The 22,952-nt window shown below is 74.8% G+C and carries 21 protein-coding genes; 15 read left to right on the forward strand and 6 right to left on the reverse strand.

Translation table 11 applies throughout. From position 1 onward, the window contains the following. Positions 1–31: 31 nt before the first annotated feature. The 3 genes from ACGF5G_RS27840 to ACGF5G_RS27850 all read right to left on the reverse strand — a co-directional run bounded on the left by ACGF5G_RS27840 (position 32) and on the right by ACGF5G_RS27850 (position 2,434). Positions 32–1,570: a PH domain-containing protein gene (locus ACGF5G_RS27840; RefSeq protein WP_393268271.1), complete on the reverse strand. Its 1,539-nt coding sequence runs from the start codon at positions 1,568–1,570 to the stop codon at positions 32–34. 71 nt (positions 1,571–1,641) lie between these two features. Then, complete coding sequence (locus tag ACGF5G_RS27845) at positions 1,642–2,181, reverse strand: PH domain-containing protein (RefSeq protein ID WP_393268035.1); 540 nt, start codon at positions 2,179–2,181, stop codon at positions 1,642–1,644. A gap of 22 nt (positions 2,182–2,203) precedes the next feature. Continuing rightward, positions 2,204–2,434 carry a hypothetical protein gene (locus ACGF5G_RS27850; protein WP_393268038.1) on the reverse strand — a complete coding sequence of 77 codons (231 nt, stop codon included), beginning with the start codon at positions 2,432–2,434 and terminating at the stop codon, positions 2,204–2,206. Positions 2,435–2,714: 280 nt separating this feature from the next. Here ACGF5G_RS27850 and ACGF5G_RS27855 point away from each other — a divergent pair, with 280 nt between their 5' ends. The 7 genes from ACGF5G_RS27855 to ACGF5G_RS27885 all read left to right on the forward strand — a co-directional run bounded on the left by ACGF5G_RS27855 (position 2,715) and on the right by ACGF5G_RS27885 (position 10,094). Next, positions 2,715–3,821, forward strand: a complete 1,107-nt coding sequence (locus tag ACGF5G_RS27855) for a MoxR family ATPase (protein ID WP_350684013.1) — start codon at positions 2,715–2,717, stop codon at positions 3,819–3,821. Next, the gene (locus ACGF5G_RS27860; protein WP_393268040.1) at positions 3,800–4,804 is read left to right on the forward strand and encodes a DUF58 domain-containing protein; all 1,005 of its coding nucleotides are present in this window, start codon (positions 3,800–3,802) and stop codon (positions 4,802–4,804) included. Before ACGF5G_RS27855 ends, ACGF5G_RS27860 begins: the two co-directional genes overlap by 22 nt. Next, a complete protein-coding gene (locus tag ACGF5G_RS27865; RefSeq protein WP_357699294.1) occupies positions 4,801–5,751 on the forward strand; it encodes a VWA domain-containing protein in 951 nt (316 codons plus the stop codon). The genes ACGF5G_RS27860 and ACGF5G_RS27865 overlap by 4 nt, the downstream gene beginning before the upstream one ends. Before the next feature lie 760 nt (positions 5,752–6,511). After that, positions 6,512–7,216, forward strand: coding sequence for a beta-ketoacyl-ACP reductase (locus ACGF5G_RS27870; RefSeq protein ID WP_350711402.1), 705 nt, complete (start codon positions 6,512–6,514; stop codon positions 7,214–7,216). A gap of 35 nt (positions 7,217–7,251) precedes the next feature. After that, positions 7,252–8,019 (forward strand): enoyl-ACP reductase FabI, encoded by a 768-nt coding sequence (gene fabI, locus ACGF5G_RS27875; RefSeq protein WP_393268043.1) that lies wholly within the window; start codon positions 7,252–7,254, stop codon positions 8,017–8,019. 113 nt (positions 8,020–8,132) lie between these two features. Next, positions 8,133–9,191, forward strand: coding sequence for a ferrochelatase (locus ACGF5G_RS27880; protein WP_393268044.1), 1,059 nt, complete (start codon positions 8,133–8,135; stop codon positions 9,189–9,191). Positions 9,192–9,314: 123 nt separating this feature from the next. Further along, complete coding sequence (locus tag ACGF5G_RS27885) at positions 9,315–10,094, forward strand: HAD-IIA family hydrolase (RefSeq protein ID WP_393268047.1); 780 nt, start codon at positions 9,315–9,317, stop codon at positions 10,092–10,094. Between the two features lie 76 nt (positions 10,095–10,170). Here the strand turns inward: ACGF5G_RS27885 and ACGF5G_RS27890 are convergent, their stop codons facing one another. Then, positions 10,171–10,965 (reverse strand): hypothetical protein, encoded by a 795-nt coding sequence (locus ACGF5G_RS27890; RefSeq protein WP_357699283.1) that lies wholly within the window; start codon positions 10,963–10,965, stop codon positions 10,171–10,173. Between the two features lie 199 nt (positions 10,966–11,164). Between ACGF5G_RS27890 and ACGF5G_RS27895 the strand changes: the two genes are divergently transcribed. Further along, the gene (locus ACGF5G_RS27895; RefSeq protein WP_393268050.1) at positions 11,165–11,977 is read left to right on the forward strand and encodes a DUF3097 domain-containing protein; all 813 of its coding nucleotides are present in this window, start codon (positions 11,165–11,167) and stop codon (positions 11,975–11,977) included. 24 nt (positions 11,978–12,001) lie between these two features. On the opposite strand, the gene ACGF5G_RS27900 is transcribed toward ACGF5G_RS27895, so the two are convergent. Continuing rightward, entirely contained in the window at positions 12,002–13,318 is a 1,317-nt protein-coding gene (locus ACGF5G_RS27900) for a serine hydrolase domain-containing protein (protein ID WP_393268052.1), read from the reverse strand. A 106-nt stretch (positions 13,319–13,424) separates the two neighbouring features. On the opposite strand from ACGF5G_RS27900, the gene ACGF5G_RS27905 reads away from it, so the two are divergent. From ACGF5G_RS27905 to ACGF5G_RS27920, 4 genes are all read left to right on the forward strand, one after another. After that, positions 13,425–13,898, forward strand: a complete 474-nt coding sequence (locus tag ACGF5G_RS27905) for an NfeD family protein (protein ID WP_393268055.1) — start codon at positions 13,425–13,427, stop codon at positions 13,896–13,898. A gap of 4 nt (positions 13,899–13,902) precedes the next feature. Beyond that, positions 13,903–15,009 carry an SPFH domain-containing protein gene (locus ACGF5G_RS27910; RefSeq protein WP_357458993.1) on the forward strand — a complete coding sequence of 369 codons (1,107 nt, stop codon included), beginning with the start codon at positions 13,903–13,905 and terminating at the stop codon, positions 15,007–15,009. A 148-nt stretch (positions 15,010–15,157) separates the two neighbouring features. Beyond that, complete coding sequence (locus tag ACGF5G_RS27915) at positions 15,158–15,961, forward strand: hypothetical protein (RefSeq protein ID WP_357699272.1); 804 nt, start codon at positions 15,158–15,160, stop codon at positions 15,959–15,961. A gap of 176 nt (positions 15,962–16,137) precedes the next feature. Then, positions 16,138–18,351, forward strand: coding sequence for a transglycosylase domain-containing protein (locus ACGF5G_RS27920; RefSeq protein ID WP_393268058.1), 2,214 nt, complete (start codon positions 16,138–16,140; stop codon positions 18,349–18,351). A 419-nt stretch (positions 18,352–18,770) separates the two neighbouring features. Here ACGF5G_RS27920 and ACGF5G_RS27925 read toward each other — a convergent pair whose 3' ends face one another. Next, complete coding sequence (locus tag ACGF5G_RS27925) at positions 18,771–19,412, reverse strand: dTMP kinase (protein ID WP_393268274.1); 642 nt, start codon at positions 19,410–19,412, stop codon at positions 18,771–18,773. Between the two features lie 149 nt (positions 19,413–19,561). Between ACGF5G_RS27925 and ACGF5G_RS27930 the strand changes: the two genes are divergently transcribed. From ACGF5G_RS27930 to ACGF5G_RS27940, 3 genes are read left to right on the forward strand one after another with little or no spacing between them, the layout of a single operon-like run. Continuing rightward, complete coding sequence (locus ACGF5G_RS27930; RefSeq protein WP_393268061.1) at positions 19,562–20,125, forward strand: dihydrofolate reductase family protein; 564 nt, start codon at positions 19,562–19,564, stop codon at positions 20,123–20,125. A 57-nt stretch (positions 20,126–20,182) separates the two neighbouring features. Beyond that, positions 20,183–20,992: a TrmH family RNA methyltransferase gene (locus ACGF5G_RS27935; RefSeq protein ID WP_393268062.1), complete on the forward strand. Its 810-nt coding sequence runs from the start codon at positions 20,183–20,185 to the stop codon at positions 20,990–20,992. A 45-nt stretch (positions 20,993–21,037) separates the two neighbouring features. Beyond that, a complete protein-coding gene (locus ACGF5G_RS27940) occupies positions 21,038–22,915 on the forward strand; it encodes a PucR family transcriptional regulator (protein WP_393268276.1) in 1,878 nt (625 codons plus the stop codon). The last annotated feature ends 37 nt before the right edge of the window (positions 22,916–22,952 follow it).

Here is a 22,952-nt window from a genome sequence, read left to right on the forward strand (position 1 = left end):
CCGGGCGGCTGAACGTCAATGCAGGAGGCGGTCAGCCGGCCTGCCGGGCGGCGCGCGCCCGGGCCGTCAGCTCCGCCGCCAGGGCCCACGCCTCGGCCAGGTCCCGGTCCCGCGCGGCCGCGCCGGCGCCGCCGGCCGTGTCGGCGTGCACCGTCGCCAGCCGCAGCCGCCGCTGCGCCGGCCCCTGCACCACCCGCACGCTCTGGATCCGGGCGTACGGCACGAGCGCCACCTGCCGCGTGAGCAGGCCGGACCGGACCGCGAAGACCCGGGCGTCGAGGCCGGCGCCGAGCACGCCCCGGCTCAGCGGGTTGAGCCAGCGGGCCCGCTCCGGCGGCGGGGTCAACGGCAGCGTGGTCAGGCACACCCCGGCCAGCACCTCGGCCACGATCGCCGCGCCGGTCGGCAGGTCGCCCACGGGGAGCAGGCGGTCCGGCCGGTTGCGGTCGTCGCTCTCGCCGGCGGAGTAGCCGGCCACCTCCAGGCGCAGCCGCAGCCACCCCTTGACCCGCCACAGCAGCGGCCAGGTCGCCCCGACGGTCTGCACCCGGTCCAGCGGGACCGTCTGGGCGCGGGTCTCCAGCAGCCCGTTGCGGATCCGTAGCGTGCCCTCGTCCCGGGCGAGCCGGAAGTTCCAGTCGTCGAGCACCCGGCGCACCGGTTGCAGCAGCACGCCGGCCATGGCGGTGAGGGTGCTCGCCACCGCGATGAACGACCACGAGTCCTCGGAGAGGAACTGCGCCAGTACGAACGCCACACCGAACGGGATCATGAACGCCTGCGGGGTCAGCAGCTGGCTGACCAGCAGGTCCTTGTTCGCGACGGTGTGCAGCGGCCGGCCGGGCGGCGCGGGCGCCTCGGCCGGGACCGCCCCGGTCGCCGCCGTCGCCCCGGCCGCCGCCGGCGCGGTCCGGCCGGCGGCCGCCCGACCGGCGAGGGCGAGCAGCCGCCGACGCAGCGCGGTCGCTTCGGCGACGCTCAGGTAGGCCAGCGGCGCCTCGGTCTTGCCGCCGCCGACCACCTCCAGCCGCAGCTCGGCCAGGCCGGTGAGCTGGGCGAGCAGCGGGCGGACCACCTCGACGGCCTGGAGCCGCTCCAGCGGGATCGCCCGGGTGCGCCGCCAGAGGAGCCCCTCGTGCACCCGAAGTTCGCGGCCGACCACGTGGTAGCCGGTGTGGTACCAGCTGACGACCGCGAGCACGGTGGCGCCCAGGGCCAGCACGACCGCCATCAGGGCGAACCAGCCGAAGCCGACCCGGGAGAGGGTCGACCAGGACAGGCCGGCGATCACCACGACCAGCGACTTGGCCCCGTGCAGCGCGGGACTGAGCGGGTGCAGCCGCTGCCGGGGCTCGGCGTGCTCCGGCGCCGTGTCACCCGGCACCGCTCCGGCGACCGGGGGAGGCGCCGGCGGGGCGGGCGGTGGGGGCGGGGTGTCCGGGGCCGTGCCCGGCCCGGCCGGCGGGTCCGCGGGTCCGTGCGGGGTGTCCGGCGCGGGGCCGGCGGGCGGGTGCGGATCGTACGGCGCCGGTCCGGGTGCCGCGGCAGGGCCCTGCGCGACGGGCGGTATCGCCGCCGGCCGGAGGCCGGGCTCCACCCGGGGCGGCTCGGTCCGGTCCGTCGCGCGGCCGGCCGGGTCGCTCACAGCCCCTCCGCCCGGTCCTCGCCGAGCGCGGTGAGCCGGTCGCGCAGCCGGGACGCCTCCGCCGGGCGCAGCCCCGGCACGCGGGCGTCGCTGGCCGCCGCGGCCGTGTGCAACTGGACGGTGGCCAGGTTGAACGCCCGCTCCAGCGGTCCGGCGCTGACGTCCACGAACTGCATCCGCGAGTACGGCACGATGGAGAGCCGCCGCACCAGCAGGCCGTGCCGGACCAGCAGGTCGTCCTCCCGCTCGGCGTACCCCCAGGCCCGTACGGCCCGGACGATGGTCACGACCCGCAGGGCGCCCAGCAGCAGCACCACGCCGCCCGCCGCGCCGAACGGCCAGGCCCCGCTGAACGCCCAGCCGACGCCCAGCCCGAGCAGGACGACGACCAGCACCATCGCGAGCCGGAGCAGCTCCACCCAGATCAGGTCGGGTGAGATCGGCTGCCAGCGGACGGTGTCCGGCCACGGCTCCAGGGGGCCCGCCGGCGGGCGGGGCGGTGCCGGCGGCGGGCCGGCGGATCCGTCACCGCTCACCGAGGGAATCCGTTGTGCGCGCTCACCCTTCGAGCGTAGGCGATCCGACCACCGGTGCGACCTCCCGCAGGAACCCGCGGGCGTCCAGAAAGTCGCCGAGGGAGGAGCGGTGCTCGGCGCAGGCCAGCCAGGTCTTGCGCCGGTCGGTGTCGTGCAGCCGGGGGTTGTTCCACCGCAGCGCCCACCGGGCGGGGGCACGACAGCCGCGGGACGAGCAGATCAGTGGCTCGTTGGCGGGAAGGTGGTCGCTCATCCCGCCCAGTCTAGGGGCGGCGGGCGGGCCGAAGAGGTGAGCGCCGGGCGGCCACGGGGGGAGCCGCCCGGCGACGGGGTGAATCGTACACACGCCGGGGCCGTCCGTGTCCACCCGTGAACGGCGATTCCGCGACGTGGGACGGCGTGGCGGGCCGGCGATCCGGCGAGTCGGGACGGCGCGGCGATAATCGGGTTCTCCCCACCTCGGCACTCAGCCGGGCATGCGAGTCTTGACACGCACCACGCCGCACGACAACCGATCATGCTGTGGAGGACCGGTGGCCCAGCCGACCACGCCCGACGCCCCGACGCCCAACGGGACGGGCCCGCAGACACCCGCGCCGGTGACCACGCCGGCCGAGGACGCGACCCTGCTGGAGCGGGCGCTGTTCGAGATCAAGCGGGTGATCGTCGGGCAGGACCGGATGGTGGAGCGGATGTTCGTCGCGCTGCTCGCCCGGGGCCACTGCCTGCTGGAGGGCGTCCCGGGGGTGGCCAAGACGCTCGCCGTGGAGACGCTCGCCAGGGTCGTCGGCGGCTCCTTCGCCCGGGTGCAGTTCACCCCGGACCTGGTGCCGGCCGACATCATGGGCACCCGCATCTACCGGCAGTCGAGCGAGAAGTTCGACGTCGAGCTGGGCCCGGTCTTCGTCAACTTCCTGCTTGCCGACGAGATCAACCGGGCGCCGGCCAAGGTGCAGTCGGCGCTGCTGGAGGTGATGAGCGAACGGCAGGTCTCGATCGGCGGCGAGACGCACCGGGTGCCCAACCCGTTCCTGGTGATGGCGACGCAGAACCCGATCGAGCAGGAGGGGGTCTATCCACTGCCCGAGGCGCAGCGGGACCGCTTCCTGATGAAGATCCTCGTCGGCTACCCGACCGACGCCGAGGAGCGGGAGATCGTCTACCGGATGGGCGTCGCCCCGCCGGAGCCGGCGCCGGTGTTCACCACCGCCGACCTGGTCGCCCTCCAGCACAAGGCGGACCAGGTCTTCGTGCACAACGCCCTGGTCGACTACGCGGTCCGGCTGGTGCTGGCCACGCGTGCCCCGGCGGAGCACGGGATGCCGGACGTCGCCCAGCTCATCCAGTACGGCGCCAGCCCGCGCGCCTCGCTCGGCCTGGTCCGGGCGACCCGCGCGCTGGCGCTGCTGCGGGGCCGGGACTACGCCCTGCCGCAGGACGTGCAGGACATCGCGCCGGACATCCTGCGCCACCGGCTGGTGCTCAGCTACGACGCGCTCGCCGACGACGTGCCCGCCGACCACGTCGTGCACCGGGTGATGTCCACCATTCCGCTGCCCTCGGTCGCGCCCCGTCAGCAGGCCACACCGACGCCGACCGCCGCGCCGCCGGGCGCCGGTTGGCCCGGGCAGCGGCCGTGACCTCACCCGTCCGGCGGCCCGCCGACATCCCCTCGGACCGCACCGAAGCCGTCCTGTCGCGGCTGCAACTGCTGGTCACCCGCAAACTCGACGGCCTGCTCCAGGGCGACTACGCCGGCCTGCTGCCCGGCCCCGGCAGCGAGGCGGGGGAGTCCCGCGAGTACCGCCCCGGCGACGACGTACGCCGGATGGACTGGCCGGTCACCGCCCGCACGACGATGCCGCACGTCCGGCGTACGGTGGCCGACCGCGAACTGGAGACGTGGCTGGCGGTGGACCTCTCGGCCAGCCTGGACTTCGGCACCGGCCGGTGGCTCAAGCGCGACGTCGTGGTGGCGGCCGCGGCGGCGCTGACCCACCTGACCGTGCGCGGCGGCAACCGGATCGGCGCCGTGATCGGCAGCGGCGGCGGCACGAGCGCCCCGGCGCGCCGGTGGCGGAGCGCGCCGCCGGTCCCCGGTCCGGACGTGTTCACCCGGGTGCCCGCCCGCTCCGGCCGCAAGGAGGCCCAGGCGTTGCTGCGGGCGGTCGCCGGCACCGAGATCCGCCCGGGGCGCAGCGACCTGGGCACGCTGGTCGACATGCTCAACCGGCCGCCCCGGCGGCGTGGGGTGGCGGTGGTCATCTCCGACTTCCTCGCCCCGACCGACCGCTGGGCCCGGCCGCTGCGCAAACTGCGCGTACGGCACGACCTGCTGGCGATCGAGGTGGTCGACCCCCGGGAGCTGGAGCTGCCCGACGTCGGGGTGCTGCCGGTGGTCGACCCGGAGACCGGCGGGCTGCACGAGGTGCAGACCGCCGACCCGCTGCTGCGGCACCGCTACGCCGAGGCGGCTGCCGCCCAGCGGGCGGAGATCTCCGCCGCGCTGCGCGGCGCGGGCGCGGCCCACCTGCGACTGCGTACGGACCGAGACTGGCTGCTCGACATGGTGCGCTTCGTGGCCGCGCAGCGGCACGCCCGCACCAGGGGGACGACACGATGATCCGTTTTCTGCAACCGTGGTGGCTGCTGGCCGTGCTGCCGGTGCTGGCCCTCGCCGCGCTCTACGTCTGGCGGCAGCGCAACCGCCGGGCGTACGCGATGCGGTTCACCAACGTGGACCTGCTGCGCACCCTGGCGCCGAAGGGGCTGGGCTGGCGTCGGCACGTGCCGGCGACCGCGTTCCTGCTCTGCCTGCTGGTGCTGGCGACCGCGTTGGCCCGGCCGGCGGTCGACACCCGGGAGCCGCTGGAGCGGGCCACCGTGATGCTGGCCATCGACGTGTCGCTGTCCATGCAGGCCGACGACGTGGCGCCGAACCGGCTGGAGGCGGCGCAGGAGGCGGCCAAGCAGTTCGTCGGCGAGCTGCCGGAGAGCTACAACCTGGGGCTGGTCTCGTTCGCCAAGGCGGCGAACGTGCTGGTGCCGCCGACCAAGGACCGGGAGGCGGTGACCAGCGCGATCGACGGGCTGGTGCTGGCCGAGGCGACGGCGACCGGGGAGGCGGTCTTCACCTGCCTGGAGGCGATCCGGTCGGTGCCGGCCGACGGCGCGGCGGAGATCCCGCCGGCCCGCATCGTGCTGCTCTCCGACGGCTACCGCACCTCGGGGCGGTCGGTGGAGGAGGCGGCCTCGGCGGCGCAGGCGGCCAACGTGCCGGTCTCCACGATCGCCTTCGGCACCGACTCGGGGCAGGTGGACATCGGCGGGCAGTTGCAGCGGGTGCCGGTGGACCGGCTGGCCCTGGCCGATCTGGCCGAGGCCACGGAGGGCTACTTCTACGAGGCGGCCTCGGTGACCGAGTTGAAGCAGGTCTACCAGGACATGGGCAGCTCGATCGGGTTCCGGACGGAGCCCCGCGAGGTCACCCAGTGGTACGCGGGCGTGGCCCTGCTGCTGGCGCTGTGCGCCGGCGCGCTCAGCCTGCTGTGGTCCTCCCGCATGCTCTGACACCCGGGACGCCGGCGGCGGGCGGTCGACGCCCACCGCCGGCGTCCCGAATGTCAGTGGCCGGCGAGGACGAAGATGACGGCCACCCAGACGGCGGCGAGGGTGAAGCCCAGCGGGGCGACGTAGCGGCTCATGGACGGCTCCGGGTGGCGACTGGACGGTCCGCGAGCGGAAGCGAACCGCAGGGGTGGATCAGGACGCGCACACAGAAGTCGTGACCGGGGGGCGGCTCCCGGCGGGCCGCCCGGGTGGCGGGCGGCACGGCGCGGTCACCCGGCGCGGGGCCGGGGACCGGGCGGGTGCGGGGAGCGGAGCTGGGTCAGCTCACCTGCTGAGTCGTGGCTCAGCGGGGCTGACGGACGGCCCGGCCACGACTGGGAGGATCGCTATCTCGCACAGCGATCACCTCCTGTGGTCGGCGGGGCCCGGAACGCGGGCCGCGATCGGCCCGCAAACGCCGATGATCGTACACCGGCCGGCGTCCGTTGCCGCACTCGGCCCATCGGCTCCGGTCGACCGCCCGCCCGGCTCGGGCCGCCGCCGTCGCCGCCCTCGCGCGTGGGGCGGCGAGTGTCCGCGGGCGGTCCGCCCACAAGGGTCCACCGGGCGGACCCGCTCCCGGCAGCCCCCGGCGCGACGCGCCCGGGAACGGGCGATCCGTGCGTCGTGACCCGGCCTGACGTGCCCGCCGTTAGCGCTTACCTGTCGGTAACGCCTAGGCTCCGACCGACCGGGAGATCACTGAGCAGAGGGGGGACCCGTGGCCCGTACCGTCCTGGTGACCGGCGGCAACCGGGGGATCGGCCTGGCGATCGCGCAGGCCTTCGCCAAGCAGGGCGACCGGGTGGCGGTGACCCACCGCAGCGGCGACGCCCCCGAGGGGCTGTTCGGGGTGCGCTGCGACGTCACCGACTCCGACTCGGTCGACGCGGCCTTCACCGCCATCGAGGCCGAGTTGGGGCCGGTCGAGGTGCTGGTCGCCAACGCCGGCATCACCGACGACACGCTGCTGATGCGCATGTCGGAGGAGCAGTTCACCCGCGTGCTGGACACCAACCTGACCGGCGCGTTCCGGTGCGCCAAGCGCGCCTCGACCAAGATGCTCCGCGCGAAGTGGGGCCGAATGATCTTCATCTCCTCGGTGGTCGGCCTCTACGGCGGCCCCGGCCAGGTCAACTACGCGGCGAGCAAGGCCGGACTGGTCGGCGTGGCCCGCTCCATCACCCGCGAGCTGGGCAGCCGCAACATCACCGCCAACGTGGTCGCGCCCGGCTACGTCGAGACCGACATGACCGCCGCGCTGCCCGAGGACCGCAAGACCGAGTACCGCAAGGTCATCCCCGCCGGCCGCTTCGCGCAGCCGGACGAGGTCGCGGGCGCGGTCACCTGGCTGGCCGGGGACGCCGCTGGCTACATCTCCGGCGCCGTCATCCCCGTCGACGGCGGCCTCGGCATGGGCCACTGACAGCGGTCACTGAAGAACTACGGAGGAATCCCTGCATGTCCGGACTGCTCGCCGGTAAGCGGCTGCTCGTCACCGGCGTCATCACCGACGCCTCGATCGCCTTCTCGGTGGCGAAGCTCGCCCAGGAGAACGGGGCGCAGGTCGTGCTCACCGGCTACGGCCGGCTGTCCCTGGTCGAGCGGATCGCCAAGCGGCTGCCCGAGCCGGCGCCGGTGATCGAGTTGGACGTGGCCAACGCCGAGCACCTCGCGGGGCTCGCCGACCGGGTGCGCGAGCACGTCGACGGCCTCGACGGGGTGGTGCACTCGATCGGCTTCGCCCCGCAGAGCTGCCTCGGCGGCGGCTTTCTCGACGCACCGTGGGAGGACGTGGCGACCGCGCTGCAGGTCTCCACGTACTCCTACAAGTCGCTGGCCATGGCGGCGCTGCCGCTGATGTCCGCCGGCGGCGCGGTGGTCGGCCTGACCTTCGACGCGACCAAGGCGTGGCCCGTCTACGACTGGATGGGCGTGGCCAAGGCCGGGCTGGAGTCGGCCTCCCGCTACCTGGCGCTGCACCTGGGCAAGCAGGGCATCCGCAGCAACCTGGTCGCCGCCGGGCCGCTGCGCACCATCGCCGCCAAGTCGATCCCGGGCTTCGAGCAGTTCGAAAACGCCTGGACCGAGCGCGCGCCGCTGGGCTGGAGCCTCACCGACCAGGAGCCGGCCGCCCGGGCCTGCCTGGCGCTGCTGTCCGACTGGTTCCCGGCCACCACCGGCGAGATTGTCCACGTCGACGGCGGCTACCACGCCATCGGCGCCTGAGGTGTAAGGAAGGGCCCCCTGCAATCGCATTCTGCATAGCAGGGGGCCCTTCCTAACCGCCGGGGCGAGGGGGCCTTGCCCGGCGGGCGCGGCCGACGGGGAAGAATGGCACCATGGCGTACGACGCGGTGGTCCTGGTGTCCTTCGGCGGGCCGGAGCGGCCCGAGGACGTGATGCCGTTCCTGCAGAACGTGACCCGGGGGCGGGGCGTGCCGCCGGAACGGCTGGCGGAGGTCGCCGAGCACTACCAGCACTTCGGCGGCGTTTCCCCGATCAACCAGCAGTGCCGCGAGCTGCTCGCGGCGATCCGGGAGGACTTCGCCGCCCACGGCGTCGACCTGCCCGTCTACTGGGGCAACCGGAACTGGGATCCGATGCTCGCCGACACCGTGGCGCGGATGCGCGACGACGGCGTCCGGCACGCCCTGGCGTTCGTCACCAGCGCCCTCGGCGGCTACTCCTCCTGCCGTCAGTACCAGGACGACATCGCCGCCGCCCGGGCGGCGGTCGGCCCGGACGCCCCGCTGATCGACAAGATCCGCCAGTTCTGGGACCATCCCGGGTTCGTCGAGCCGCACGTCGACGCGGTACGGGCGGCGCTGGCGCAGCTCGACCCGGCGAAGCGGGACAGCACCCGGCTGGTGTTCACCGCCCACTCGATCCCGAACTCGATGGCCGCCACCGCAGGCCCCCACGGCGGCCGGTACGAGGCGCAGCTCGCCGAGGTGGCCCGGCTGGTGCACGCGGCGGCCGCCCCGGACCTGCCCTGGGACCTGGTCTGGCAGAGCCGCTCCGGCCCGCCGCACGTGCCGTGGTTGGAGCCGGACGTGAACGACCACCTGGGCACGCTGGCCGAGGCCGGCACCACCGGCGTGGTGGTCAGCCCGATCGGGTTCGTCTCCGACCACCTCGAGGTGGTGTGGGACCTGGACACCGAGGCGCGCCAGACGGCCAGGCAGCTCGGCCTGGACTTCGTCCGGGCCGCCACCCCGGGCACGGACCCGCGGTTCGTGGCGATGGTCCGCGAGCTGGTCCGGGAGCGGACCGAGCCGGACGGGGCGGCCCTGCGCCGCCGCCTCGGTGACCTGCCGATGTGGGACACCTGCCCGACGGTGTGCTGCGTCCCCGCCCGCCGCCCCGTCGCCCCGGCCCCGGGGCGGCCCGGCTCCTGACCGCCGCCGAGCCCGCCCTCGGCGGCCCGACTCATGACGGCCGCCGACCCGACCCCCGAATCCCGACTCCTGACCGCCGCGCCGGCTCCGCCGGCGCCCCCGACACCCCTGGAACGAGTGAAGATGCAGGACCGCAAGCCGGTGGAGAGCTGGCTGACCGACATGGACGGCGTGCTGGTGCACGAGGGTCAGCCCGTGCCCGGCGCGCCGGAGTTCGTCTCCCGGCTGCGCGCCTCGGGCAAGCCGTTCCTGGTGCTCACGAACAACTCGATCTACACGCCGCGGGACCTGCAGGCCCGGCTGAGCCGGATGGGCCTCGACGTGCCCGAGCACGCCATCTGGTCGTCCGCGCTGGCCACCGCCCAGTTCCTGGCCGACCAGCGGCCGAGCGGCACCGCGTACGTGATCGGGGAGGCCGGGCTGACCACGGCGCTGCACGCGGTGGGCTACGTGCTGACCGACTACGCGCCGGACTACGTGGTGCTGGGGGAGACCCGTACCTACAGCTTCGAGGCGATCACCAAGGCCGTCCGGCTGATCAACGACGGGGCCCGGTTCATCTGCACGAACCCCGACGTGACCGGGCCGTCGGTGGAGGGCGCGCTGCCGGCCGCCGGTTCGGTCGCCGCGATGATCTCGAAGGCGACGGGGGTGGAGCCGTACTTCGTCGGCAAGCCCAACCCGATGATGATGCGCTCGGCGCTGAACACGATCAACGCGCACTCCGAGACGACAGCCATGATCGGCGACCGGATGGACACCGACATCCTCTGCGGGCTGGAAGCCGGCCTGGAGACGATCCTGGTGCTGACCGGGATCAGCAGCCGCGCCGAGGCGGAGCGCTATCCGTACCGTCCGTCGCGGATCGTCAACTCGGTGGCCGACCTGGTCGACGAGGTCTGACGCGCGGGCGCCGCGCGGCCCGGCCGCCGCGCGCCCGACACCGGCCCCCCGCCCGCGGCGGTACGCCCGCCCGCCGTCAGGGGCGCAGCGGGGCGTTGCAGGCGGCCACCAGGGCCTGTCGGCAGGCGGCGGTCAGCGGGCGCAGCGCGGCGTCGCGCTGCTGGGCCTCGTAGTTGTTGATCGCGCCGCCGGGCGCGGCGTGCCCGGCCAGGGCGAGCACCCGGTCGAGCACGGCGGCCCGGGCGAAGAGCCGCCGGGCCCGCGGGTCGAACCCGGGCGGCAGGTCGGTGGCGCCGTTGGGTCGGCGCAGCTCCTCCAGTGCCCCGGCCAGCTCGGGTCGCCACTGGGCGACGTCCAGCCGGGTCAGCGCGGCGGTGGTGTGGTGCAGGGCCGCCGCCAGTTCCGCCTCGGCCTCGGCCGCGCCGGGCAGCGCGAGCGACGCGGCCGGAGCGTCGGCCGGCAGCGGGTAGACCCGCCAGAGCACCGTCTCGAAGGTGTCGCCGGAGCCGGACGTGTGCGTGCGCACGTGCGGGATCAGACCGAGGCTGCCCGCGACGACCGCCTCGCCGGCCAGCAGCGCCGCGCCGGCGAAGTCGCCCGGGCCGGGCAGCCCGCGCGGATCGCCCGGTGCGGGCAGCACCAGGCGGATCTCGTCCGGCGAGAGCTTCGCCAGGGTGGGCAGCGCCTGCGGCAGCGGGACGTCGGTCCAGGTGCCGGGCGCGTCCGCGACCAGGTGCTCCTCGTCGCCGGCGATGGCGTCGGCGACCTCGTCGAAGGGCACCAGCCCGGCGCGCCACGCGCGCACCCAGGCAACGAACCGGCTGGACCGGCGCGGCGCGAGAGTGGCCGCGCCCGCTGCGGGGGTGGACATGCCGAAAGGGTACGTGGTCATCGCCGCCCCTGTCTCGACTGCCGCTCCGCCCGTCCCTTGCCTGTCGATCATGTGGTGGTGTGGGCGGAACGCCGAACCGCGCGGCGTGTGCGGGCGCCACGACGGCACGGTCGGCGTGCCGGGGGCGTCGCGGCGTGTCGGGTGCGGGCGTGGAGGCGGGCGGTTAGCGTGATCTCTCATGGGGCGGCGGTATGCGGACGACGTGCTGGCGGGGGACTGGCGGCGACGGAAGGTCACCCCCGAGGTGGACGCCGAACCGGACCTCGTGGTCGAGGACGCCGACTCCGGCTTCTGCGGCGCGGTGGTCGGCTTCGAGGCCGGCGCGGTGGTGCTGGAGGACCGGCACGGCCGGCGGCGCAACTTCCCGCTGCTGCCGGCGGCGTTCCTGCTCGACGGGGAGCCGGTGACGCTGCGCCGGCCGAGCCGCGCCCCCGTCCCGGCGGCCCGCCGGCGCACCGCCTCCGGCTCGATCGCCGTGGACGGGGTCCGCGCCCAGGTCGCCAAGGCCAGCCGGATCTGGGTGGAGGGCATCCACGACGCGGCCCTGGTCGAGCGCATCTGGGGCGACGACCTGCGGATCGAGGGCGTGGTGGTGGAGCCGCTGGACGGCATCGACGCCCTCGACGCCGAGGTGCGCGCGTTCGCCCCCGGCCCGGGTCGCCGCCTCGGCGTGCTGGTCGACCACCTGGTCCCCGGCTCCAAGGAGAGCCGGATCGTGGCGAAGGTGACCTCGCCGCATGTGCTGGTCACCGGTCACCCGTACGTCGACGTGTGGCAGGCGGTCAAGCCGGCGGCGCTGGGCATCCGGGCGTGGCCCGTGGTGCCGCCGGGGCAGCCGTGGAAGGAGGGCGTCTGCGCCGCGCTCGGGGTCGCCGAGCCGGCCGACATGTGGCGGCACATCCTGTCCCGGGTGGACAGCTTCGCCGACGTGGAGACCCCGCTGATCAACGCGATGGAACGCCTGATCGACTTCGTCACCGAGCCCGCCTGAGCGTGGTTGCGGCCGGGGCCGGGGTCAGGGCTCCTGGTCGGGGGTGCGGGTGAAGACGAAGGTGGCGATGTCCAGCGCCACCGCCCGCCCCGCCTCGTCGCGCAGCACGGAGAGGATCTCGCCGTTCTCCGGGCCGGAGCGGCCCCGCCAGCGGTCCGGTCCCTCCGGGGCGAAACAGCTCATCCGCTCCCCGCGCACGTGCGCCATCAGACCACCCGTGGCGGCGTCCCAGGTCAGGTCGAGGGGCACCCCCATCCACCACCAGCGGCCGGCGATCTCGGCGGTTCCGGCGGGCGGGGCGGCGGCACTCGGCCGCCAGGGCCGCGGCAGCGCCGGCTCGGCGTCCAGCACGGCGGTGAGGATCCGCTGCGCGAGCCCGCCGATCCCGTCGGTGCGGAAGCCGTACGAGTTGGCGAAGCCGATCACGGCCGTGCGGGACGGGCGGTGCACGGTCAGGGCGGCCACGTAGCCGGGCATCGAGCCGCCGTGCCCCACGTACACCCGCTCGCCCTGCCGGTAGAGCTCCAGCCCCAGGCCGTGCCCGCCGGTCCACGAGTCCAGGTCGCTGATCACCACGGGGGCGCACATCTCGGTCAGCGTCTCCGCCGCCAGCACCTCCGGCGCCGGGTCGGCCAGGAAGGCCGCCCACCGGGCCAGGTCCTCGGCGGTCGACCAGAGCTGCCCGGCCGGGGCCATCGCCCCGGTGTCGGTACGCGGCTCCTCCCGCAGCGTGTCGTGCCACGGGTGTACCACGTAGCCGCGGGCGAACGGCTCGGTCGCCGCGTACGTCGTCCGGCGCATGCCGAGCGGCGCCAGGACGCGCTGGCGGAGCAGCTCGGCCCACGGCGTGCCGGTGATCCGCTCCAGCGCCCCGCCGAGCAGCCCGTACGCCAGGTTGGAGTAGTGGTAGGACCGGTGCGCGGGGTAGGCGATCTTCTCGGCGGTCACCCCGGCCACCAGGGTCTCCAGGTCGACGCCCTCGGCGCGTTCCCACCACGGCCCCTCCGGCTCGCGCTGCAGGCCGCTGGCGTGGCCGAGCAGTTGCCGCAGCGTGAGCGTGCCGACGGCGGTGCCGGGCAGATGCTTCTCCAGCGGGTCGTCCAGGGCCAGCCGGCCGGCGTCGCGCTCCTGCATGACCAGGGTCGCGGTCATGGTCTTGCTGATCGACCCGAGCCGGTATTGCAGGTCGCCGTCCGGGCGCGGGTGCTCGCCGGCGGTGGCGAGGTGCGCCAGCGCGCCGTCGCGTACCACGCCGATCACCAGGGACGGCGTCCGGCCGGCGGACTGCGCCTCGGCGACGAGGGTGTCGACGTGGCGGGCGGTGTCGGGCAGCAGGGACACAGGCGCGCTCCTCCCTCCGGGCCCGGTGGCGGGCCGCTGGCGTGCCGCCGAGCTTACTGATCTTCAGGGGTGGGCCGCGCGTGCATTACCGTGTCACGATCGTGTGGTGGACGCCGTGCTGTGGATCGTGCTGGGTGTGGTGCTGGCGGTCGCCGAGATCTTCACGACGACGCTGTTCCTGATCATGTTCGCGGCCGGGGCCTTCGCCGCCGCCGGCGCCGCGGCGCTCGGCGCGCCGGTGGGCGTGCAGGCGATCGTCTTCGCCGGGGTGTCGGCGCTGACGGTGCTGGGCGTACGCCCGACGCTGCGCAAGCACCGACGCTCCGCCCTGGAGAGCGGCGAGCAGCCGTTCGGCGTGGAGGCGATCGAGGGCAGCACGGCGCTGGTGCTGGAGCGGATCGACGCCGGGCAGGGCATGGTCAAGATCGACGGCGAGCTGTGGCAGGCCCGGTCCTACGACGCCAGCCAGGTCTTCGCCCCCGGTGAGCGGGTGCAGGTGATCCAGGTCCGGGGCGCCACCGCCCTGGTCTGGCGGGACGACGTTTCCCCCTCCGACGAGCTACCCGAAGCGAAAAGGTGAGTACATGGAACTCGTGATCCCGGTCCTGTTGATGGCCGTGGCGCTGATCGGGGTGATCACCCTGGCCAAGGCGGTGCGGATCGTGCCCCAGCAGCGCCAGGACGTGGTCGAGCGGCTGGGTCGGTACAAGCGCACCCTGAACCCGGGGCTGAACCTCCTGGTCCCGTTCATCGACGCGGTCCGCACCAAGGTCGACATGCGTGAGCAGGTGGTCAGCTTCCCGCCGCAACCGGTGATCACCTCCGACAACCTGGTGGTCTCGATCGACACGGTGCTCTACTTCAAGGTCGTCGACTCGGTCCGCGCCACGTACGAGATCTCGAACTTCCTCCAGGCCATCGAGCAGCTCACCGTCACGACGCTGCGCAACGTCATCGGCTCGCTGGACCTGGAGCGGGCGCTGACCAGCCGCGAGGAGATCAACCGGCACCTCTCCGGCGTGCTGGACGAGACCACCGGCCGGTGGGGCATCAAGGTCACCCGGGTGGAGATCAAGGCCATCGAGCCGCCGCCGAGCATCCGGGACTCGATGGAGAAGCAGATGCGCGCCGAGCGGGACCGCCGGGCGGCGATCCTGAACGCCGAGGGGCACAAGCAGTCGCAGATCCTCACCGCCGAGGGCGAGAAGCAGGCCGCGGTGCTGCGCGCCGACGGTGACCGGCAGGCGCGGATCCTCCAGGCCGAGGGCCAGGCCAAGGCGATCCGGACGGTGTTCGACGCGATCCACCAGGCCAACCCGAGCCAGAAGGTGCTCGCCTACCAGTACCTCCAGGCGCTGCCGCAGATCGCCAACGGCACCGCGAACAAGGTCTGGATCGTCCCGGCCGAGCTGACCAAGGCCCTCGAGGGGATGGGCGGCGCGCTCGGCGGGCTGAGCCGGATGGTCGGCGACGAGCCGGCGCCGGAGGCGGCCGACGGCGCGAGCGAGGTGGAGCGCGAGGCGGCCGCGGCGGCGCAGGCCGCGGCGGCCGCCGCCCAGCAGATCCACGACGAGGTACGCGTCGCCGAGGCGCAGGCCACCGGCGGCAAGCCGCAGGGGCTGCCGGCGCCGGAGCCGGTCTCGCCGGCGAGCCTGCTGAACGACCCGGCCGACCAGCGCGAACGGGGCTGAGTGGCGCGGGCCGACGAGCCCGGAAAAATACGAGAAGTGCTCATGGGGCGCTCCGGCGCCTGCCACCATCGGTTCTAGGACGGGTGGTGACCAGGCATCGGGGCGCCCCGGCGCGTCCCGCACCGCTCGCGGACGAGCGAGGTGACGCATGAAGGATCCGGCGAAGCGGGTGTGGTCCTCGGCCCCGGTCCCGGGCGCGCACGACCCCACCGGGCCGCTCGGCAGCCGGCGTACCGGCGGGGGGTTCGGGGTGCTGCCGTTCGTCGGGGAGCCGACGCCGGCCGGGCCGGCCACCAACGCCAGCTGGGCCTGGTCGCTGCGCCGGTTCGCCCGGGCCGCGGTGTGGCTGCTTCCCGCGTACGCCGTGCTCTACGGCGTCGTGGCGATGGCCAGCGACGGCGGGGTGGGCAACGACCCGTACCCGGCCGACGGCCGGCCGCTCTACCTGGTGGGCTGGGTGGCGTCGGTCTGGCTCGGGCTGCTCGCCCTGCTGGCGCTGACCGGGCTGCTGGCCGCGACGCGCAGCCGCCGGGTCGCCGTCGCCGGCCTACTGGTGTCCATCGCCGGCACGGTGCTCATGCTGCCCTTCGCGGGCCTGGCGGAGCAGACCCCGGTCTTCGGCACCACCGCCCGCGGGCTCGTGCTCGTCGGCGCCACCTGCTACACCCTGGGCTGGCTGCTGACCGGGTGGTCGGTGGCCCGGTCCGGGGCGTTCAGCATCGGCGACGGCACGATGCTGATGATCGCCGCCCCGCTGCTGGGCCTCGGCGGCGCGTTGATCGGCTCGTTGCAGACCTTCGGTGCGATCTTCGTGCTGATCGCCGGCATCGGCATCGCCTACCGCTCCGGGCGCCTGGTGCCCCGGGACATCGCGCGCGACGCCGCCAGCGCCAGCCTCGCCACCGCCGCGCCGACCGGCCCGGGCCCGAACGGCCCGCTGGCCACCGGCTGAGCCCCTCGCCCGCCGCCCTGGCCGGCCCGGCGCGGCGCCGGCCGGCGGGACGCGTGGGGCGGCGGGGGACGCCGGGGCCGCTGGGATGGGAAGTCCCTGGCAGCGGGCGGTGAAGTTGCTGACAGGAGGGCCGCGAGGGTGGTCGGTTGGCGGCTTTCACGGCAATCCTGGGGACCATGGCCCCACCCCGCTCGCCGCTGTCGCGGCTGTTCACCGTGCTGCTCGCCGGCGTGCTCGCCGGCCTCGTCCTGGCGGTCGCCGCGCTGCCGGGCAACCTGCTGCTCGGGTTGGGCGCCAAGGCGGCCCTGGGTTCGTACGCCGCGCTGCCCGAGGCGCTGCGCACCCCGGCCACACCACAACGCTCCTACCTCTACGCCAACGACGGCAAGACGCTCATCACCACGTTCTACGACGTCAACCGCACCGACGTCGGGCTGGACGAGATCGCCCCGGTGATGCGGCAGGCGATCGTCGCGGCCGAGGACCGGCGGTTCTACGACCACAGCGGCGCCGACCTGCGCGGCCTGCTCCGGGCGCTGGTGGCGAACGTGTCCGGCGGTGGCACCGCGCAGGGCGGCTCGACGCTGACCATGCAGTACGTCCGCAACGTGCTCAAGACCGATCCGGGCCGCACGGCCGAGGAGCGCGCCGCGGCCACCGAGCAGACCGTCGGGCGCAAGATCCAGGAGATCCGGTACGCCACGGCGTTGGAGCAGCGCCTGAGCAAGGACGAGATCCTCAACCGCTACCTGAACATCGCGTACTTCGGCTCCGGGGCGTACGGCATCGCGGCGGCCAGCCAGCGCTACTTCGCCAAGGCCCCGGCGGACCTGACCCTCGGCGAGGCGGCCCTGCTCGCCGGCCTGGTGCAGTCGCCGGAGGCGTACAGCCCGATCGACGGCGACGCGGACGCCGCGCTGGAGCGCCGCGGCTACGTGCTGGACGCGATGGTCGAGACCGGGGCGATCACCGCCGACCAGGCGGCGCGGGCCAAGGCCGAGAAGCTGACCCTCAAGCCCACCGCGCAGCCCAACGGCTGCACCGCCGTCGCCGAGGGCCACGACGACTGGGGCTTCTTCTGCGACTACCTGCGGCAGTGGTGGCTCGCCCAGCCGGCGTTCGGCGAGAGCGTCGAGGAGCGCGAGCAGGCGCTGCGCCGGGGCGGCTACACCGTGGTGACCTCGCTGGACCCGCAGGTCCAGGCCACCGCGCAGAAGCAGGCCACCAGTGTCTACGGGTACGGCAACAAGCGCGCCCTGCCCATCGCCGCCGTCGAGCCGGGCACCGGCCGGGTCCTCGCCATGGCGGTCAACCGGCACTACAGCCTCGACGCGAACCCGGACGGGCAGCCCAACCACCCGAACACCGTCAACCCGCTGATCTCCGGCGGCGACAGCGTCGACGGATACCAGGCCGGCTCGACGTTCAAGCTGTTCACCATGCTCGCCGCGCTGGAGGCCGGCAAGCCCCTCGCGACCGGCTTCGACGCGCCCAGCCGGCTGCCCACCCGGTACGCGGCCGAGGGCGAGGGGAGCTGCGAGGGCCGGTGGTGCCCGGCCAACGCCAACCCCGAGTGGATGGACGGGTACCGGATGATGTGGGACGGCTTCGGCCGCTCGGTGAACACGTACTTCGTCTGGCTCGCCGAGCAGGTCGGGCAGGAGAAGGTGGTGGAGATGGCGCAACGCCTCGGCATCACCTTCCGGGCCGACGCCGACGCCGCCTTCGCCGAGGAGGACGCCGCCAACTGGGGCTCCTTCACCCTCGGCGTGGCCGCCACCACGCCGCTCGACCTGGCCAACGCGTACGCCACCGTGGCCGCCGAGGGGACGTACTGCACGCCGCTGCCGGTGGTCTCGGTGACCAGCCCCGACGGCGAGCGGGTGCCGGTCGGCGACCCGTCCTGCCGCCGGGTGCTCGACGCCGACGTGGCCCGGGCCGCCACCGACGCGGCCCGCTGCCCGGTGGGCCAGCAGTCCGCGTTCGGGCAGTGCAACGGCGGCACGGCCACCTCGGTGAACCGGATCCTCGACGGCCGCCCGGTCGCCGGCAAGACCGGAAGCTCGGAGCGGAACGCCACGGAGACGTTCGTCGGCTTCACCCCGCAGGTGGCGGTCGCCGGCATCGCCGCCAACCCGGACGACCCGACCGACTCGGTGGGCGCCGCGGTGCAGGCCAAGGTGATCGACGCGGTCGCCCGGGTCATCGCCACCGCCGTCGACGGGCAGCCGGAGAAGACCTTCGCGGCCCCCAGCCGCGAGCTGGTCGGCGACCCGCGCCGCCCGGTGGAGCGCCGCCCGGCCGAGGAACGACAGCCCACCGGCGAGCGGCGGCCCCCCGACGAGCAGCGCCTCTCCGACCTGCGGCGCTGGCTCCAGGGCCGCGGCTGACCCCCTATGCCACCCACGTGCGTCGCGGTTTGACGCCCGCCACGTGCGTCGCGGGTTGAGGCCCGCCACGTGCGTCGCGGGTTTACACCCGCCGCGTGCGCCCGCGGACGACGGCGGCCCGCACGTCGGTGGGGGCGTCGGCTGCCGTCTCCCTCGGTAGGCACCCGGAACACCCTGTCGAGCTGCCCCACCCATGAGACCACCCGGCGGGCGCATAACTTCGGCGCGCCGGCCGGCTCCGATGACGCTTCGCCGTTGCCGTCTGCCCCATCTGTGGGGCAGCTCGACAGGGGCCACGACCGCAACTGTCGGCCGCAATGATGCCGATGACCGAGCCGGCCTGGTGCCGCCCACCAGTCGACCGGGGACGCGCGGTCAACCCGCATCGACGGGCGGTCATTCGGCCCCGACGGGGACGGTCACTCCGCTTCGACGGTCGGTCGGTCGGAGCGGTCGCCGGTCGCCCGCACCGCCCGGTCGAGGACGGTGCGCACCACCCGGTCGAGGGTGGCGCGGACCTCGGCCGGCCCGCCGTCCGCGTCGACGACGGTGAAGGTGCCGAACTCCGGCAGCTCCCGGTAGCCAGCGTCCAGGGCGCGCAGGTAGGGCAGCTCCTCGGTGTCGATGCCCCGGGCCAGCACCCGCTGCTGCGCCCGCTCGGGCGAGACCGCCAGGAAGCAGACCAGGCTCGGCGGCGGGAAGATCCCGTACGCCAGGCGGACCAGCCGCCCGCCCCGGTCGCGGCGGACCCGCATCACCACGTACTGGCAGCAGGACCACCGGTCCATCACCGCCGTCCGGCCCGTCAGCCGGGACACCAGCACCGCCCGGGCGATCGCGAGCCAGCGTACGGTCGCCTCCAGCGCCGCGTAGCCGGTGCGGCCGAACAGGTGCGGGCCGTCCCGGCGGCCCAGGGCGCGAGCGAGCCGGTTCCACAGCGGCCGGCCGCCGGCGTTCTCGAAGTAGGTGGCCGGCACTCCCGCCGCGCGGAGCCGGCCGGCCAGCGCCTTCGCCTGGGTGGTCTTCCCGGCCCCGTCGATGCCGACCAGGGCGATGATCATCGGGCGCACGAGCGGCACGTTAGCGGCGGCGGGCAACCCGGCGAAAGAATCCTGGAAAAATTCGGCCGGAGCTGTCGGGTCCGGCGACGCCGCTCCGACCACCTGGCGAGAACGCCCACGGCGGGCGTCCGACGCCAGGAGGAACAGCCATGCGGAAGATCGTCTACGGGGTGCACCAGTCGCTCGACGGGTTCATCGAAGGGCCGAACGGCGAGTTCGACTGGCCGGAGATGGGTCCGGAGCTGTCCGCGTACTCGCTGGAGCAGTGCGAGCGGTCCGGCGCCTTCCTCTACGGCCGCAAGGTCTGGGAGTTCATGGCCGCCTACTGGCCGCAGGCGGAGTCGATCTCCGACCACCCGCACGACCTCGCCTTCGTGCCCATCTGGCGGCGGACGCCGAAGGTGGTGGTCTCGCGCACGCTCGCCGAGGCCGACCACGGCGCCCAGGTGGTCGGCGGCGGCGACCTCGGCAAGGAGGTCACCGCGCTCAAGGAGCAGCCGGGTGGCGACCTGCTGCTCAACGGCGGTGCCGACGCCGCCGCTGCGCTGACCGAACTCGGCCTGATCGACGAGTACCAGATCTTCGTGCACCCGGTGGTGCTCGGCGGCGGCAAGCCGGTCTTCTCGGTCACCGGGCGGCTGAACCTCCGTCTCGTCGAGTCGCGGACCTTCGACGGCCGGTCCGTGCTGCTGCGGTACCACCGGGCCGGCTGACGCCGGCCTGCTGCTCCTTCCGTCGGTCGTCGTCCGGGCGTCCGGCAGAATCGTGCGGTGCCCATCCACCAGATCACCGACCCCGACGACGAGCGGATCGCCGACTACCGCGCGTTGACCGACGTCGAGCTGCGCACCCGCTGGGAGCCACCCCACGGCCTGTTCATCGCCGAGGGTGAGCTGGTGCTGCGCCGGGCGCTGCGGGCCGGCTACCCGGCGCGGTCGTACCTGGTGGACGCCAAGCGGGTCGACCAGCTCGCCGACCTGGACACCGGCGACACCCCCGTCTACGCGGCCACCCCGGACGTGCTGCAACGGGCCACCGGCTTCCACGTGCACCGGGGCGTGCTGGCGTCGTTCCGGCGCAAGCCCCTGCCGGCCGCCGCCGAGGTGCTCGCCGCCGCCCGCCGGGTGGTGATCCTCGAAGACGTCAACAACCACACGAACCTGGGGGCCATCTTCAGGGCGGTCGCCGCGCTCGGCGTGGACGCCGTGCTGCTCTCCCCGACCTGCGCCGACCCGCTCTACCGGCGCAGCGTCCGGGTCAGCATGGGGGAGGTCTTCGCGATCCCGTACGCGAAGCTGGATCCCTGGCCCGACGCGCTCGCCGACGTCCGCGCGGCCGGCTTCACGGTGCTGGCGATGACCCCCGCCCCGGACGCGGTGCCGATCCAGCGGCTCGACGCGGCGCAGCGGGCCCGCTCGGCCCTGCTGCTCGGCGCCGAGGGGGCGGGGTTGACCCGGGCGGCGATGGACGCCAGCGACGCGCGGGTGGTGATCCCGATGCGCCGCGGCGTCGACTCGCTCAACGTCGCCGCCGCCACCGCCGTGGCCTGCTGGGAGCTGGGCCGCGACGACCCGTGGTGAGGGCGGCGAGCCGCCCCGTCACCCGCCCCCGCCGGACAGTCGAGAATCGGCATCACCGACGGTAGCGTGTCGCCCGTGTTCCCTACCGTCCGTGCGGTCCTCGCGCTGGACCCCGTCCGCCACGGCGCTCCTCGCCTGGTCGCCGGGGACGCCGGCCTCGACCGCCCGGTGCGCTGGGTGCACGTGGCGGAGGTGCCCGACATCGCCACCCTGCTCGGCGGCGGCGAGCTGGTGCTGACCACCGGCATCGGGCTGCCCGCCGACGACGCCGGGCTGCGCGCCTTCGTCGGCGACCTGGCCGACGTCGGGGTCTCTGGCCTGGTCGTCGAGCTGGGTCGCCGGTACGTCAGCGGGGTGCCCCGGGTGATGGCGGCCGTCGCGGAGCGGCGCGGGCTGCCGCTGGTGGAGCTGCGGCGGGCCACCCCGTTCGTGCGGATCACCGAGGCGGTGCACGCGCTGATCGTCGACGCCCAGCTCACCGAGCTGCGGGCGACCGAGGAGATCCACCAGCGCTTCACCGAGCTGTCGGTGGAGGGCGCGGGCCCCGGTGAGGTGGTCCGGCAGGCCGCCGAACTGTCCGGCTGCCCCGTGGTGCTGGAGAACCTCTCCCGGCAGGTGCTCGCGTACGACCCGGCGGGGGAGAGCGCCGAGCTGCTGCTGGACGGCTGGGAGCAGCACTCCCGCCGGATCCGGCCGGCGGGGCGGACCGCGTACGACGCGGACAGCGGCTGGTTGGTGACCACCGTCGGCGCCCGGGGGCACGACTGGGGGCGGCTGCTGCTGCGGTGGCCGGGCGGGGGCGACCTGGCCGCCGGCCGGCGGGTGCTCTACCCGGCGGCCGAGGGCGGGGTGGGCGTCGAAGGTGCCCCGCCGGCCGGACCGCCCACCCGGCTGACCATCCTGGTCGAACGCGCCGCCTCGACGCTGGCGTTGGGCCGGCTGATCCGGCGCGACGCCGAGGGACTGGAACGGCAGATCCACCGGACGCTGCTCACCGCCCTGCTCGACCACTCCCGCCCGGTCGACGAGGTGGCCCTGCGGGCCCGGGCGCTCGGCGTGGTGCTGGAGCGGCGGCACCTCGTCGGCGTGGTGGTCCGGCACCGGGCCGACGACCCGGCGGGGGAGGGCGGCCCGGCCGGCGAGGCCGGACACCCGGGCGACCCGGGCACGGGCGACCCGGAGTCGGGTCCGGCGCGGCTGCGCGACCTCGCCGAGGCCGTCGGCCAGGCGCTGCGCGAGGCGAAGCTGACCGGGCTGACCAGCGCCGTCGACGACCATGCCGTCGGTGTGCTGCTCGCCCTGCCCGACCCGGCCGTCGAGGAGCGGGCGTTGGCCGCGTTCGCCGCCGCGCTGCGCCGGGGCCGCCCCGACACCGCCGCGCCGACCGACCGGGTCGGTGTCGCCGCCTCCGGACGCCTCGGCGGCCCGCCCCGGGACGTCCCGGGCAACGGCGCGGTCCGGCCGCCGTCGGGCGGCGCGGTGCTGATCGCGGCCGGCTCCGGGGTGGGCAGCCTGCGGGAGGCGCGCCGGTCGCTGATCGAGGCCCGGCAGGTCGCCGACGCCGCCCGGCGGGACCGGCGGGACCTGCCGATCTTCCGGTTGCCGCACGTCGGGTTGGCCGGGCTGCTGCACCTGCTGCGCGACGAGCCCCGGGTGCAGACCTTCGTCGAGCGGGAACTGGGCGCCCTGCTGACGTACGACGCGCAGCACCCCCGGGAGCACCTGCTCGGCACCCTGCGGGCGTACCTGGAGCAGGGCCGGAACAAGTCGGCGGCGGCCGCCGCGGCGCACCTGTCCCGGCCGGCGTTCTACGAGCGGCTGGCCCGGATCGGCCGCGTGCTCGACGTCGACCTCGACTCGGTCGAGGCCTGTCTCTCCCTTCACGTCGCCCTGCTGGCCCTGGACGCCATCCGCACCCCCTGACGGTCACCGCCGACCACGCCGTTGATCATGAAGTTGT

The organism is Micromonospora sp. NPDC047730 (genome assembly GCF_043204765.1).
Lineage (GTDB): Bacteria > Actinomycetota > Actinomycetes > Mycobacteriales > Micromonosporaceae > Micromonospora.

Bases quoted from the DNA above. Each gene is read 5' to 3' on its own strand.
- ACGF5G_RS27850 (WP_393268038.1), bottom strand. From the start codon at position 2,434: ATGAGCGACCACCTTCCCGCCAACGAGCCACTGATCTGCTCGTCCCGC.
- ACGF5G_RS27865 (WP_357699294.1), top strand. From the start codon at position 4,801: ATGATCCGTTTTCTGCAACCGTGGTGGCTGCTGGCCGTGCTGCCGGTG.
- fabI (WP_393268043.1), top strand. From the start codon at position 7,252: ATGTCCGGACTGCTCGCCGGTAAGCGGCTGCTCGTCACCGGCGTCATC.
- ACGF5G_RS27880 (WP_393268044.1), top strand. From the start codon at position 8,133: ATGGCGTACGACGCGGTGGTCCTGGTGTCCTTCGGCGGGCCGGAGCGG.
- ACGF5G_RS27885 (WP_393268047.1), top strand. From the start codon at position 9,315: ATGCAGGACCGCAAGCCGGTGGAGAGCTGGCTGACCGACATGGACGGC.
- ACGF5G_RS27890 (WP_357699283.1), bottom strand. From the start codon at position 10,965: ATGTCCACCCCCGCAGCGGGCGCGGCCACTCTCGCGCCGCGCCGGTCC.
- ACGF5G_RS27895 (WP_393268050.1), top strand. From the start codon at position 11,165: ATGGGGCGGCGGTATGCGGACGACGTGCTGGCGGGGGACTGGCGGCGA.
- ACGF5G_RS27910 (WP_357458993.1), top strand. From the start codon at position 13,903: ATGGAACTCGTGATCCCGGTCCTGTTGATGGCCGTGGCGCTGATCGGG.
- ACGF5G_RS27915 (WP_357699272.1), top strand. From the start codon at position 15,158: ATGAAGGATCCGGCGAAGCGGGTGTGGTCCTCGGCCCCGGTCCCGGGC.
- ACGF5G_RS27920 (WP_393268058.1), top strand. From the start codon at position 16,138: ATGGCCCCACCCCGCTCGCCGCTGTCGCGGCTGTTCACCGTGCTGCTC.
- ACGF5G_RS27925 (WP_393268274.1), bottom strand. From the start codon at position 19,412: ATGATCATCGCCCTGGTCGGCATCGACGGGGCCGGGAAGACCACCCAG.
- ACGF5G_RS27930 (WP_393268061.1), top strand. From the start codon at position 19,562: ATGCGGAAGATCGTCTACGGGGTGCACCAGTCGCTCGACGGGTTCATC.